Below are 12,858 nucleotides of genomic sequence, written 5' to 3'. Positions count from 1 at the left end.
TAGGTTTGGCATATTAGTTGCTAAACTCATATTATCGAGTAGTAATTGAGTAAAAGTGTTTGGTTGTATATGAAGCAATGGTTGCCAATTTGTCTTAGATGTCAGCAGTTAAAATCTGCTTATCTAATTGATTTAAAAAGAAAGTTAAGTGTAAGCTTTACTTTCTTGTTATGGTTGTTGGGTGCAGGCAGCGCATTTGCCGATAACAATGAGAATCTGACAGACATGGATTTGGAAGATTTGCTGACAAAAGAAGTCAGAACCGCTTCCAAATTAGCCAAACAAGTCAGTAATTCACCTTCCGCCGTCAGTATCGTCACCGCTAAAGATATTCAATCGTATGGCTATCGTACCTTAGCCGAAATTATCAGCAGTATGCGCGGGCTTAACACCACAAGCGACCATGTTTACACTTATATGAGTGGTCGTGGTTTTGGTCGTCCCGGCGATTATCCTGGCCGCATCATGCTACTGATAGACGGCCACCAAGCCAATGATAATTTATACAATGCCTCTTACTTAGGACAAGATGGCCTGTTAGATACCGAGTTGATAGATCGCGTGGAGTACGTATCCGGACCGGGTTCTGTCATATATGGCAATGGCGCGTTTTACGGCATCATCAATGTCATCACTAAAAAAGGCACGCAATTTGATGGTGCGCAAATGGCTGTGGATGGCTACAGCCAGGGTGGTTTTAAAGGGCGATTGACCTACGGCGACCAGTTGGATAATGGCGCGGATATATTGCTTTCGGCCTCTGGTTTTAAAAGGCAGGGTGAGGATTATTATTTTAGTGCGTTTGACTCGCCGGCAACTAACAACGGCATTGCTAACAATCTGGATCAAGAGCGCAATCAGCGCTTGTTTCTCAAAGCCAATTACCAGCAGTGGTCACTCGAAACAGCGTATGTGGATCGCAAAAAAGAAGACCCAGCTGCTGCTTATGACACTGAGTTTAATGCCAAACCAAATGTCCTGCGCGATACCAATGCTTACATTAATTTGAGTTATGAAGATGCGTTGAGTTCACAGCTAACCAATATCACTAAGGTGTATTACGGACACTATGGTTACGCTGCAAGAAACCTATACAACGGCGCGTTGTATAAAGAAAACAACTTAGGCCGCTGGTGGGGTACGGAGTCTAAATTTGTCTATACCGGCTTTGATCAGCACCAAATTGTGTATGGTGCAGAGTACCGTAACGATTACCAGCAGGACTTTTACCTTCCCAATGCGCACCTAGAACATAGCATTTATATGGCCAGTGCTTATGTGCAAGATGAATTTCGTTGGAGCCCTACTTGGGCGGTGAACGCAGGCGCACGTTTAGATGATGGCGGCCATCAAGCTAGAAATCTGAGCCCTAGAGTCGCGGTTATTTACTCCCCAAGCGAACACACCGATGTCAAAGCGTCATACGCCACTGCGTTTAGACGCCCCAATGCGTTTGAGAAATACTATGAAGATGGCACAACGCAAATCGCCAATCCGGAAGTGAAGAAAGAGCGTATTGCCGCCACGGAGTTAGTGCTAGAACATCGGCCTGATGCCACCAGTAAATGGCTGGGCTCTATGTATTACTACAGAACCAAAGACTTAATCGCGATGGATGACTTAGCAACGATGCCTGGCATTCTTCAGGCAATGAATTGGCCGCGCAGTCAGACCAAAGGTTTGGATATTGAGTATGAAAAGAAATGGTCTCCCAGCACGCGTTTAAGAGCCAATTATGCATGGCAATATGCCACGGATGGTCAAGGGCGCTGGGTAGTGAACTCCCCTAAACACTTAGCTAACGTGAATGTTGCACACAGTGTGCTGCAAGATCAGCTACATCTTGGGCTGGAATTGCAATATGTGGGCAGCCGCTTAACGGAGTTGTCAGATCGATTGGGTGGATATACGGTTGTCAACTTCACCCTGCACACCAGTGCACTATTTAAAAATACGACGGTGTCAGCTAGCATCAAAAACTTGTTTAACCGGGATTATGCTGTGCCAACCCCTACTTTCTATCGCCCGGATAGTTTTGAACAAGATCAACGCGATATCTGGGTACAGATTACCTACGATTTTAAATAATGCGCCGCGCTCATTTCATTTTTGCTGGACTATTGATGGGAGTAACCCAGCCGGGTGCTGCTGGCTCTGTGGATGAGCGCGACATGAAGGCAGCGCTGATCTATAACTTTTCTGTGTATACCACTTGGCCGGAAGACACCGCCAAAGCGTTTCATGTGTGCACGTTTGAGGACGATCAAGATAATCTGAACGAGCAATTGTTAGAGCGTAAAACCATCAATGGCAAACCGGTGCATGTCACGCATATTCGCCAGCTGGATGAGTTGAAAAATTGCCAAGTGTTATTTGTAGAAGATACGACCAAAGCCCACGATAGACGACTATTTGACTTGGTGAAAAAATATTCCGTACTTTTGGTGGATACCGCACAAAATCCCACGCAGACGGGTATGATACAGATTGAGCTGGTAGATAAACGCTACCATTTTGTGATTCATCATCAGGCAGTGAAAGAAGCGAATTTAATGCTAAGTTCTAAATTATTGCGCTTAGCAGCCAGGGTGTACTGATATGTTTAAACCCTATTTTAATCAGCTGGTGATACGAGAAAAATTGCTGTTCATGCAATTGTCGGTGCTAGCGATTGGCATGCTGATTGTGTTTGTCGCCACAGTCACTTATCAATACATCAGCTATCAGCGTGAATTGATGCAAGATTTACATGCGCAAATGGCTCTGATTGAAAACAATGTGGGGTCTGCGATTGCGTTTGATGACAGTCTGGCAGCAGGTGAGATACTGCAGTCGCTCAGTACCAACCCCAGTGTAGATCAAGCCTATATTGTGCTCAACAATCACACTAGGTTTGCAGGCTATGATGCCGACAAACTTAACGTGGGTAATCAAACCAGCAGTGCCAGCAATAGCGATATCCATCTGCAACAAACCATCACTGTGAATAATCAACAAGTCGGCGTGTTGTACCTGAATGCCAATGTGCATCGTGTCAATGCGCGTATCCAAGTGTTTGCCTTGGCGCTGTTTTTTGCGGTGATGTTTGCCATGCTATTGGCAAGAGTGGTGTCTAAACGCATCAACCAGATCCTGACCGAACCGATTACTTATCTTGAATCGTTGGTCACCAATGTTACCAAGTTCAATAATTACAGCCAACGTTCCACGATTCAATCAGAAGATGAAATTGGCGCCTTGTCGATCGGTATCAACAGCATGCTGGACAATATCAAGATGCGCGACGATAAGCTGGTGGAAGAGCTTAAACATCGCATCGTGGTCGAGCGGAAACTAGATCAACTGGCGTATTACGATAGCCAGACTAAATTGCCTAATCGTCATGCGTTCACCGAGCACATTAATCAGGCCACGGGTAAAAACCGCGCGCACTTTTATTTGCTGATGCTGGATTTAGACTTTTTTAAAGTCGTCAATGATACGCACGGACATGAAGCGGGTGATCAACTACTGGCGCAGTGCGGTCAGCGTTTGCGCAGGATTTTAGATGAAGACGATACGGTATTCAGAATCGGTGGTGATGAGTTTGCCATCGTACTCAATGCCGTGACCACGATTCGCGATGTGGAAAAAATCTGTCAACGTATTATCCATGCGATCTCGCAAAAATTTCTTATCAATGGGCAAGAGATTGCAATTGGCACCAGCATTGGCATTGCCCAGTCCTCAAGCGGCGGCTCAGAATCTAATCTGATTAAAAATGCAGATGTGGCGATGTATTGGGCTAAATCGGCCGGCAAAAATACCTATAAGTTCTATTCAGAAGAGATTGAGAGAGCCAACTTTCATCATCAAAAGCTCACTACCGATTTACAAACTGCGCTTAAAAACGAGCAGTTTGAGCTGTACTACCAGCCGATTATTCACGTGCAAACCTCTAAAATTATAGGCTTTGAGGCATTGTTACGTTGGCACCACCCGGTAGAAGGCATGATTAGCCCCAATGTGTTTATTCCCATTGCCGAAAATACTGGCGCGATTACGACCATTGGTAGTTGGGTGATCAAACAGGCACTTGCACAGTTAAGTCGCTGGCAGGCAACGTATCACCCTAGCTTGTTTATGAATGTGAATATCTCTGCACGCCAATTTTTTGATAAGCGCGTGATTGATATTGTGCGAGAAGCATTGCAAGAGACACAAGTAGCACCTGCCACTGTGCATTTTGAAGTGACAGAATCCATGCTGATGGAAGACGTGGAAAAAGCCGTAGATATGCTCACGCAATTAAGAGAGTTGGGCACCGCCATTGCCATTGATGATTTTGGTACAGGGCATTCTTCCATGAGTTATTTGAAGCAATTTCCGGTAGATACCATTAAGATTGATAAGAGTTTTGTACGTGGCTTGCCTGTGGATAGTGTGGACACTGCAATTGTGGAAGCGATTTTTGCGTTGGCAAAAAGCCTGAAGCTGGATGTGGTGGCAGAAGGGGTAGAAACAGTACAGCAATTGGACTGCTTAAAACATAAGCATTGCTCAAAAGTGCAGGGCTATTTATTCAGTGAGCCAGTTTCTGCAGAAAAGATCGAAAGCTATCTAGCAAAATCCAGCAAGTTAGCCCACCACTAAACCACTGCTAAGTCGACGTATCGGTTGATTGCAGGTATTGCCCAATCAGGTGCATCATCCGCACCGTGGTGCCGGTAGATGCTTTGCTAAAGTCTAAAGCCGCAAGCCCCATTTTTTCGCGCTTACTCGGGTTGTCTATCAAAAACTGAATTTTTGCCCGCAGATTGTCCACATCGCGCACTTGCGTTGCAGCACCAGATTGCACAGCGCCTTTGGTGGCCTCTGCAAAGTTGTAAGTGTATTTGCCAATCAAAATCGGTTTGCCCATGCTGGCCGCTTCAATCAAATTTTGCCCACCGTATTTGAGTAGACTGCCACCAATAAAGGCAAAATCACTCGCGGCATAATACGTGTAGAGCTCGCCCATGCTGTCGCCTAATACCACTTGAATGTCTTCTGTGAGCGTGGTTGTGAGTTGACTGCGGCGGATGTAAGGAATGTGACGGCTTTTTAGTAGCTGTTCAACTTCATCAAACCGTTGTGGGTGGCGCGGCACAATCACGGTCAGCAACGGTAAGTTTGCAATGGCATCTAAAATCAAAGGCTCTTCACCCTCGCGCGTACTGGCCGCCACAAATACGGTACGTGTGTTGCCAAATAAGGCACGTAGTTGCTGGCCGAGCACTTCGCTTTCGGCTGGTGCGGTCACATCAAATTTTAAATTGCCTGCTACCATGGTGTGTGGTGCACCCAGCAGTTTAAAGCGTGCTTCATCCTCGTTCGATTGTGCTGCAATTAGCGCAAACTTGCTTAACCCATTTTGCACCAATCGGCCTAGTTGCACATAGCCTTTGGCCGATTTTTCTGACAAACGCGCATTGAGTAATAGTTGGGGTACTTGGTGACGGTCACACGCATCAATCAAATTAAACCAAAGCTCTGTTTCCATAATTAAGCCTAGCTTGGGCTTAAAGTGCTTCACAAAGCGGTTCACTGCAAACGGCACATCGTAGGGCAAATACACGCGCAATATATGGTCACCAAACAACTGCTCGCTGGTGGCTCTGCCTGTGGGGGTGGTGTGCGTGAGTAAAAGCTGGTACTGCGGATATTGTGTCAACAGAATGTTGACTAGTGGTGCTGCTGCGCGGGTCTCGCCCACGGAGACACAATGTATCCAAATAATCGGTTTGCGCGATTGCGTACTATAAAAGCCAAAGCGTTCTGCCCAATGTTGCAGATATTCAGGCTGCTTGATGCCGCGCCATAATAACTTGAGTGGGACGAACGGCAGGGCTAAATACAGCAATAAAGTATACAGGGCGTGCGGCATGGCGTTATTTTCTCACAAACAGCAGCGGGTTGAGTACGCTTTATGTTGATTTGCGGGTGCGAAGGCGTATTGAGTGCTGTGAATAGTCAACTATTTTCCACCAAAATATTTTTTGCGAATTTATTGGGGGTAAGTAACCGCTCACCTCGCCTCAATCCAAGCAGGCATCGCAGCTTGAAAAATGCAACTAAAAAATGCGCAAATTTGGTGCAAAAAAACCTGAAAATTGTTGTTGACGAACACTAAATAAAGGCATAAATTTGCACCCAGTGCACAATATGTTGTGTTTATGGTAAGTTTTTACACTAAAAAACTACCGAAGTATTAATAATCAGTAAGTTAGAAAAATTCAATCAGTTTGCATGGTTTAAATATACATTTTAGGCCATGCATGTACTAAAAATAACGTAACAATAAAAATGAAGCGTAACGGGAGCAAGTGATGCTAAAAGCAGTCGAATCCACCAAAAAAGCCGATCAAGCAGCAGATGAGTCTGCGCAAATTCCAATTCAATCTGTCTCCTTAGATATTTGGGATAAAAAATATCGCCTCAAAGCCAAAAACGGTGACCATGTAGACAAAGACATAGATGATTCTTACAGCCGCGTGGCGCGTGCATTGGCCGATGTAGAAACAACCGAAGAGAAAAAAGCGGAATGGCATGAGCGATTTTTATGGGCATTGCGCCGCGGTGCGATTCCGGCTGGCCGCATCACCTCTAACGCAGGCGCGTTAGAGCACAAACCTGCTACTTCTACCATTAATTGCACCGTATCTGGTGTGGTGGAAGACAGCATGGACAATATTTTGGGTAAAGTGCACGAGGCGGGTTTAACCCTTAAAGCCGGTTGCGGTATTGGTTACGAGTTCTCTACACTACGTCCAAAAGGCGCATTCGTCGCTGGCGCTGGTGCTTACACTAGCGGCCCACTAAGCTTTATGGATATCTACGACAAAATGTGTTTCACCGTATCTAGTGCGGGTGGTCGCCGTGGTGCGCAAATGGCTACGTTTGATATTAGCCACCCAGATGTCACAGATTTTATTAAAGCCAAACGTGAGAACGGTCGTTTACGCCAATTCAATTTAAGCTGCCTGATTACCAAAGAATTTATGGAAGCAGTGAAAGCCGATGCAGAGTGGAAATTGGCTTTCCCTGTCACCGAAAAAGAAGCCATTATTGATGGCTTGAATGTGAACGATGAAGCGCATGTGGTATGGCGCGAGTGGCCAGTGAAAGGCAAGTATTTGGCCAAAACTGAGGGCAAAGATGCTGGTAAAGTAGCCTGCCGCGTTTACAAAACCATTAAAGCGCGCCGCCTGTGGGATGTGATTATGTCCTCCACTTACGATTTTGCTGAACCAGGCTTTATCTTGATTGACCGTGTGAATGAGATGAATAACAACTGGTTCTGCGAAAATATCCGCGCAACCAACCCGTGTGGTGAGCAACCATTGCCACCTTATGGTGCTTGCTTGTTAGGCTCAGTCAATCTCACTAAATTTGTGCGCAAACCGTTTACCGATGACGCCTATTTTGACTGGGATGAGTACCGCAACGTAGTCGCTATCTTTACCCGTATGTTAGATAACGTGGTAGAAATCAACGGCTTGCCACTGCAACAACAACGTGACGAAATTGCACGCAAACGCCGTCATGGCATGGGCTACTTAGGCTTAGGTTCTAGCCTTACTATGCTGAAAATGAAATACGGTGAAGAAGACTCCATTAAATTTACCGAAGAAGTGACCCGTGTGATGGCCGAAGTAGGCTGGGAAATTGGTGTGCAATTGGCCGATGAAAAAGGCGCCGCACCGATCATGGAAGAGAAGTTTGAAGTGACGGCTGACATGTTAGCCAAACGCCCGGAAATGGCCGCGGATGGTATTAAAGTCGGTCAGAAAATCGCTGGCAAAGTATTGTTAGGTAAATACAGCCGTTATATGCAACAGTTCCCAGAAGGCTTGCGCAACCAAATCGCGACTAAGGGCGTGCGCTTTACGCACCACAGCTCTATCGCACCAACCGGTACCATTTCATTGAGCTTGGCTAACAACGCCAGCAACGGTATTGAGCCAAGCTTTGCCCACCACTATGCACGTAACGTGATTCGTGAAGGCAAAAAATCCAAAGAGAAAGTCGATGTATTCTCGTTTGAGCTGTTGGCGTACCGTGAGTTGATTAACCCAAAAGCCATGCCGTTTAGCGATAAAGAAGATGAGAAGTTGCCAGATTACTTCTTGGATTCATCCACCATCATGGCCAAAGCGCACGTGGATATTCAAGCGGCCTCACAAAAGTGGATTGATAGCTCAATCTCTAAAACCATTAACGTACCTACCGATTATGATTTTGAAGATTTCAAAAACATCTATCTGTACGCCTACGACAAAGGCTTGAAAGGTTGTACTACTTTCCGCTTTAATCCTGAAGCGTTTCAGGGCGTATTGGTGACCGAGAAAGATTTGGAAAACACCACTTACAAATTTACCTTAGAAGATGGCACTGAGATTGAAGTGAAGGGTAACGAAGAGATTGAGTACGATGGTGAGATTCACAGCGCGGCTAATCTGTATGATGCACTAAAAGAAGGCTACTACGGCAAATTCTAATTTTAAGCTGCTTAGCTTGTGAATACGGCGTTGCAGTTTAATTTTTAATCCTCATGTACTACTTGTACATTCCGGTAAAAAATTAAACTGCGCCTTGTCTTCACTGCGCACGCTACGCTTAAAACTCAGGCAAAAAAGGGTTAAGAAATAGTAAAAAATAATTGAATCAAAGTGGGAGGGGTTGTCATGGCACATGCACTACAAACACACGTTCAAACAATGAAAACATGGCTTGCAAACACTAAGGCTGAGTGGTCGCCGCTGCAAGAGCTCAAGTATTTAGGAGAAATATTATGGCAGTTAAAATAGAAAAAAAGATCACCGCTTACAAATTGGTGAGCGATGAAGACAAAGCCCAAGCAGCAGAGCTGAAAGAAGCCAATGCCAAAGTGGTGCAACTGGGCGAGCCGCTAGACCGCCCAGAAAAAATCACGGGTTCTACTTATAAAGTCAAAACGCCAGTGACCGAGCACGCACTCTACATCACCATTAACGATGTGGTGATGAACGAAGGCACGCCACAAGAACACCGCCGCCCGTTCGAGATTTTTATCAACTCCAAAAACATGGATCACTTTCAGTGGATCGTTGCCCTCACGCGCGTGATGTCAGCGGTGTTCCGCAAAGGTGGCGATGTCACGTTCTTGGTAGAAGAACTTAAAAGTGTGTTTGAACCAAGCGGCGGCTACTTTAAAAAAGGCGGCAAATTTGTACCTAGCTTGGTGGCCGAGATTGGCGAAGTGGTAGAACAACACTTGCAAGAAATTGGCATGCTTAAAAAACCAGGTTTGGATGAGCATCAACAAAAATTGGTACAAGAGAAAAAAGCGGAATACCTAGAAAAGCACGCCAAAAGCGGTGATGAAATGAATGATGAGGGTTTCCCTAAAGGGGCAAGCCTATGTAAAAAGTGTAATACCAAAGCCAGCATTATTATGGATGGGTGTTTGACTTGCTTGAATTGTGGTGAGAGTAAGTGTGGGTAACACAACAGAATGGAGCACAACAGGACTCGATACAACCGGAAGTTGTTGCGAACAATTTGTTGATGCAACTACGGGAGGTGACACTCTCGGCTGCGCGCAAGTCAAGCGCGCTTATAGGTGAAGTTTTGTAGGCTCTGCAAGCCAAAGGCCCAGACACCCCTGCATAATCAGCCGTTGCTTTTAATCATTCTAGATAGATTAAAAGCTAGCGCCCGGCAAGGCGCAATATAAATAGCCCACTTTAACTAGTTGGCAGGCCTGCTAGCATAAACAAGGTGTAAATCATGTTTAAATTAGCAACTAAAGCGGTAAGGCTAGAAGTAGATTTGCGACCAGTATTTAGATTTATCTTATTGCTGGTTATACTTTTGGTTTAGTAGTGGCGGGTGAGCGTAAGCTCACCCGTTTTCTTTTTGCCTCTAGGCGAGTTACTTTACTTTTACTTGCTCAAAAGTAAAGTAACCAAACAAAAGAGCACCCCACTGCCGCTTGTTTCCTTCGGTCTTAGCGCCGCATCTGCGTGGTGACTGCGGAACTCACGCTTTCAGCGCTCAAACAGTCCTCGTCACCCTAGCATTTGCCGCTCAAGCCTACGGCTCGGCATAGGGGCTGAAAAGCAAACTATGCGAAGATGCGGCTACGCCTGACACGTAACACACGCTAACCACTTCTAATCTATTTCGCATGCAACCTAGCATTGAGCTGGTCTATCACTTCTGCCCAATCGGCGTCTTTCAAAATCTCTTCACGTAAAAATGCGGCTTGTGCTGTTGTCCAGTAGGGCGCGTCAGCCAATGAAATATAGCCCGCTAAATGGCTATGCGTTTTGATGAAGTTTTCGATCTCTTCATCACCAGCAGGTAAGCCGAGTTGGGCGAATAGATTGTTGAGTGTGTGTAGTGAAGATTCCATGATGCTGACTCCTAAAGTCGTAATTTCAAAGTAATTCTTCCACGTGCTTTTTAATATTGGCAGCGATTTTTCTAGTGGGTAAATCGTTATCATCACCGCCAAACGGGTCTTCAATTTCTTCGGCAATCAGTTCTAAGCTGGCTAACACATAGAAAATAAACACCACGATTGGAATCACGTAGTAGCCCAAACTAAACACATAGCCAAACGGCAATGTCATGATGTAGAAGAAGATGAATTTTTTAATGAACGCACTGTAAGAATAGGGAATCGGCGTGTTTTTAATGCGTTCGCACACGCCGCAAATATCGGTAAACGATTGCAGCTCTGCGTTGATAATATAGAACTGGTCGCCCGTGATTTTGCCTGATGTATAGAGTTCGTTGGCTTTTTGAAACAAGTGTTTAGCCACTTGGTTTGGGCTGTGTTTGCGGTGGTCTATTTCTAAATCTAAACCTTCAAACAACACTTTGCTGGCATCTTCATTCAATAAGTGTTTAGAGAGCACCGAGGCATATGCTGGAATCGCGCTTTTGAAGAAATTTCTGTCGGCCTCAATGGATAAATAGGCGGAAAGTTTAAGGGCTAGGTTACGGCTATTGTTAACCAGTGCGCCCCATGCTTTGCGGCCTTCCCACCAACGCTCATACGCGGTGTTGGTTCTGTAAGCCAATAATAATGACAATACAAAACCGACGGTGGTGTGCATTAAAGGGATATTTTTTACATGGCTTTTATCGGAAAGTTGCCAGAATTCTATCTCCAAGTACGCAATGCCACCGGCATACAAGCCTATGAATATCATCATGGGAATGAGTTGTCGAAAGGTGTCCGATTCATGAAATCGGAAGATAAAGGTAATCCAGTCTTTTGGGTTGTATTGAATCATGTTTGTGTGTATTGAGAAGTTGAGGCCAGTTTAACATGGCAAGTACGCTTGAACGGATTACTCCAAACTGGCTGCTGACAAATTGATTGATTTAGTTTTGAAATAACAGTCACTAGTGTCAGACTCCATTTTAGGCATAAAAGTTAGCTGCGTATAAATCACCGTTTGATTTTAGGTGGTGCATTTTTACTGGCAATTTCAGCCATGCGCGTTTGTTTTGCTGTTTCTTCGTCTCGCACAGCATCAATCACGCGGATCACACTTTTTAAATCGACAGGTTGGTTGCTTTCTTGGTATTGCCCTGTTAATTCAACCTCAAGGCTAAGCGCCCCATGCGCATAGAGCGCCCAAATCTCTTTGCCATATTGTGTGTTGAGTAGATCGGGCGCAAATTGGCCAAAAAAGCTGGATAAATTGCCAACATCTCGGGCTAACATGCTCATTGCGTGATTATTGCCTGCGGCATCTACGGCTTGGGGTAGGTCGATAATCACTGGCCCATCGTTGCTCAATAAAATGTTAAATTCAGACAAATCACCATGCACAATACCTGCGCACAACATGCGTACGACTTCCCTAATGAGGGTGTGATGATGTTTGCGCGCATCTTCTGCAGTAAAGGTTAAATCGTTGAGTCTAGGCGCTGCGTTGCCATCTGCATCCGTCACCAGCTCCATCAACAGTACGCCTTCGTAAAAGTTGTAGGGGGTTGGTACACGCACGCCAGCATTGGCAAGCCGATACAAGGCATCCACCTCTGCACTTTGCCAGGCTTCTTCTTGCGCTTGTTTGCCGTATTTTGAGCCTTTTGCCATGGCGCGCGCCTGACGGCTGCTTTTGACTTTACGGTTTTCTGTGTAGTCCACACTTTGGCGAAAGCTACGTTTATTCGCTTCTTTATACACCTTGGCGCACAGTGTTTCTTCACCTCGACGTACTATATATACAGTTGCCTCTTTACCGCTCATCAATTGGCGGCTAACCTCGTCAATGAGGCCATCTTCGATCAAAGGTTCTAGTCTTTTGGGAGTTTTCATAGGGGTGGATCATACGTGTTTAACGGGGTGACCGTAAATTTTAATGATTGATAACGTGAAATTGTTTATCCAACCAAAAATTCAATTTGGATATACATTAGGAGATGTTAGCTTAAAACAAGTGGATGAGGCGGAAGGCAAAAAACTAATAGAAAGTGTAGACTTGGCCATGATTGAGTAATGCAGTCAGTAAGTGATATAGCTCCTAGCAATCCATGGCGCATGCCATACAAGACAAAAGCCGCTATCTGCGGCTTTTGTATTTTGAGCAATCACACTTAAATCAAACCCATATTAATGGCGATTAAAGTCTTTTTGCACTTTCTCCCAATTAGCAATTTGCTTTTCGGCTTCTTCTTGGCTGCAACCATACGCTTCTTGGATTTTGCCAGCCAACTCGTCGCGTTTGCCTTCAATCACATCCAGTTGGTCGTCGGTTAACTTACCCCATTGTTGCTTCACTTTACCTTTTAGTTGTTTCCAGTTTCCTTCGATTTGATTTCTATTCATCATAG

The 12,858-nt window shown here is 45.1% G+C and carries 11 protein-coding genes; 6 read left to right on the top strand and 5 right to left on the bottom strand.

What is annotated here, in order from left to right; all coding sequences use genetic code 11:
- Positions 1–165 precede the first annotated feature (165 nt).
- Genes FG11_RS10785 through FG11_RS10775 form a run of 3 tightly spaced genes read left to right on the top strand, consistent with a single transcriptional unit; the run spans position 166 to position 4,632 of the window.
- Complete coding sequence (locus tag FG11_RS10785; protein ID WP_232418391.1) at positions 166–2,088, top strand: TonB-dependent receptor plug domain-containing protein; 1,923 nt, start codon at positions 166–168, stop codon at positions 2,086–2,088.
- A 35-nt stretch (positions 2,089–2,123) separates the two neighbouring features.
- Complete coding sequence (locus FG11_RS10780) at positions 2,124–2,597, top strand: YfiR family protein (RefSeq protein WP_160277157.1); 474 nt, start codon at positions 2,124–2,126, stop codon at positions 2,595–2,597.
- Position 2,598: 1 nt separating this feature from the next.
- Entirely contained in the window at positions 2,599–4,632 is a 2,034-nt protein-coding gene (locus FG11_RS10775; RefSeq protein WP_052185027.1) for an EAL domain-containing protein, read from the top strand.
- 7 nt (positions 4,633–4,639) lie between these two features.
- On the opposite strand, the gene waaA is transcribed toward FG11_RS10775, so the two are convergent.
- Entirely contained in the window at positions 4,640–5,905 is a 1,266-nt protein-coding gene (waaA, locus tag FG11_RS10770; protein ID WP_047534991.1) for a lipid IV(A) 3-deoxy-D-manno-octulosonic acid transferase, read from the bottom strand.
- 442 nt (positions 5,906–6,347) lie between these two features.
- Here waaA and FG11_RS10760 point away from each other — a divergent pair, with 442 nt between their 5' ends.
- Positions 6,348–8,519 (top strand): adenosylcobalamin-dependent ribonucleoside-diphosphate reductase, encoded by a 2,172-nt coding sequence (locus FG11_RS10760; RefSeq protein WP_020183088.1) that lies wholly within the window; start codon positions 6,348–6,350, stop codon positions 8,517–8,519.
- A gap of 293 nt (positions 8,520–8,812) precedes the next feature.
- Positions 8,813–9,505 (top strand): TSCPD domain-containing protein, encoded by a 693-nt coding sequence (locus FG11_RS10755; RefSeq protein WP_020183086.1) that lies wholly within the window; start codon positions 8,813–8,815, stop codon positions 9,503–9,505.
- A 675-nt stretch (positions 9,506–10,180) separates the two neighbouring features.
- Here the strand turns inward: FG11_RS10755 and FG11_RS10750 are convergent.
- The 3 genes from FG11_RS10750 to FG11_RS10740 all read right to left on the bottom strand — a co-directional run bounded on the left by FG11_RS10750 (position 10,181) and on the right by FG11_RS10740 (position 12,343).
- Complete coding sequence (locus FG11_RS10750; protein WP_047534989.1) at positions 10,181–10,417, bottom strand: DUF2789 domain-containing protein; 237 nt, start codon at positions 10,415–10,417, stop codon at positions 10,181–10,183.
- 25 nt (positions 10,418–10,442) lie between these two features.
- Positions 10,443–11,306, bottom strand: a complete 864-nt coding sequence (locus FG11_RS10745; protein WP_081978209.1) for a bestrophin family protein — start codon at positions 11,304–11,306, stop codon at positions 10,443–10,445.
- 158 nt (positions 11,307–11,464) lie between these two features.
- Entirely contained in the window at positions 11,465–12,343 is an 879-nt protein-coding gene (locus FG11_RS10740; RefSeq protein WP_047534986.1) for a PA4780 family RIO1-like protein kinase, read from the bottom strand.
- Positions 12,344–12,386: 43 nt separating this feature from the next.
- On the opposite strand from FG11_RS10740, the gene FG11_RS13615 reads away from it, so the two are divergent.
- Positions 12,387–12,524, top strand: coding sequence for a hypothetical protein (locus FG11_RS13615; RefSeq protein WP_160277155.1), 138 nt, complete (start codon positions 12,387–12,389; stop codon positions 12,522–12,524).
- A gap of 113 nt (positions 12,525–12,637) precedes the next feature.
- Here the strand turns inward: FG11_RS13615 and FG11_RS10735 are convergent, their stop codons facing one another.
- Entirely contained in the window at positions 12,638–12,853 is a 216-nt protein-coding gene (locus FG11_RS10735) for a CsbD family protein (RefSeq protein ID WP_047534984.1), read from the bottom strand.
- Positions 12,854–12,858: the final 5 nt, after the last annotated feature.

The organism is Methylotenera sp. N17, from assembly GCF_000799155.1.
Lineage (GTDB): Bacteria > Pseudomonadota > Gammaproteobacteria > Burkholderiales > Methylophilaceae > Methylophilus.
This window is presented reverse-complemented; position numbering and strand designations above follow the sequence as displayed.

What these genes read in the sequence shown, in the direction of transcription:
- FG11_RS10740 (WP_047534986.1), bottom strand. Translation starts at nt 12,343, where the DNA reads ATGAAAACTCCCAAAAGACTAGAACCTTTGATCGAAGATGGCCTCATT.
- FG11_RS10735 (WP_047534984.1), bottom strand. Translation starts at nt 12,853, where the DNA reads ATGAATAGAAATCAAATCGAAGGAAACTGGAAACAACTAAAAGGTAAA.
- FG11_RS13615 (WP_160277155.1), top strand. Translation starts at nt 12,387, where the DNA reads ATGATTGATAACGTGAAATTGTTTATCCAACCAAAAATTCAATTTGGA.
- FG11_RS10760 (WP_020183088.1), top strand. Translation starts at nt 6,348, where the DNA reads ATGCTAAAAGCAGTCGAATCCACCAAAAAAGCCGATCAAGCAGCAGAT.
- FG11_RS10780 (WP_160277157.1), top strand. Translation starts at nt 2,124, where the DNA reads ATGGGAGTAACCCAGCCGGGTGCTGCTGGCTCTGTGGATGAGCGCGAC.
- FG11_RS10775 (WP_052185027.1), top strand. Translation starts at nt 2,599, where the DNA reads ATGTTTAAACCCTATTTTAATCAGCTGGTGATACGAGAAAAATTGCTG.
- FG11_RS10745 (WP_081978209.1), bottom strand. Translation starts at nt 11,306, where the DNA reads ATGATTCAATACAACCCAAAAGACTGGATTACCTTTATCTTCCGATTT.
- waaA (WP_047534991.1), bottom strand. Translation starts at nt 5,905, where the DNA reads ATGCCGCACGCCCTGTATACTTTATTGCTGTATTTAGCCCTGCCGTTC.
- FG11_RS10750 (WP_047534989.1), bottom strand. Translation starts at nt 10,417, where the DNA reads ATGGAATCTTCACTACACACACTCAACAATCTATTCGCCCAACTCGGC.
- FG11_RS10755 (WP_020183086.1), top strand. Translation starts at nt 8,813, where the DNA reads ATGGCAGTTAAAATAGAAAAAAAGATCACCGCTTACAAATTGGTGAGC.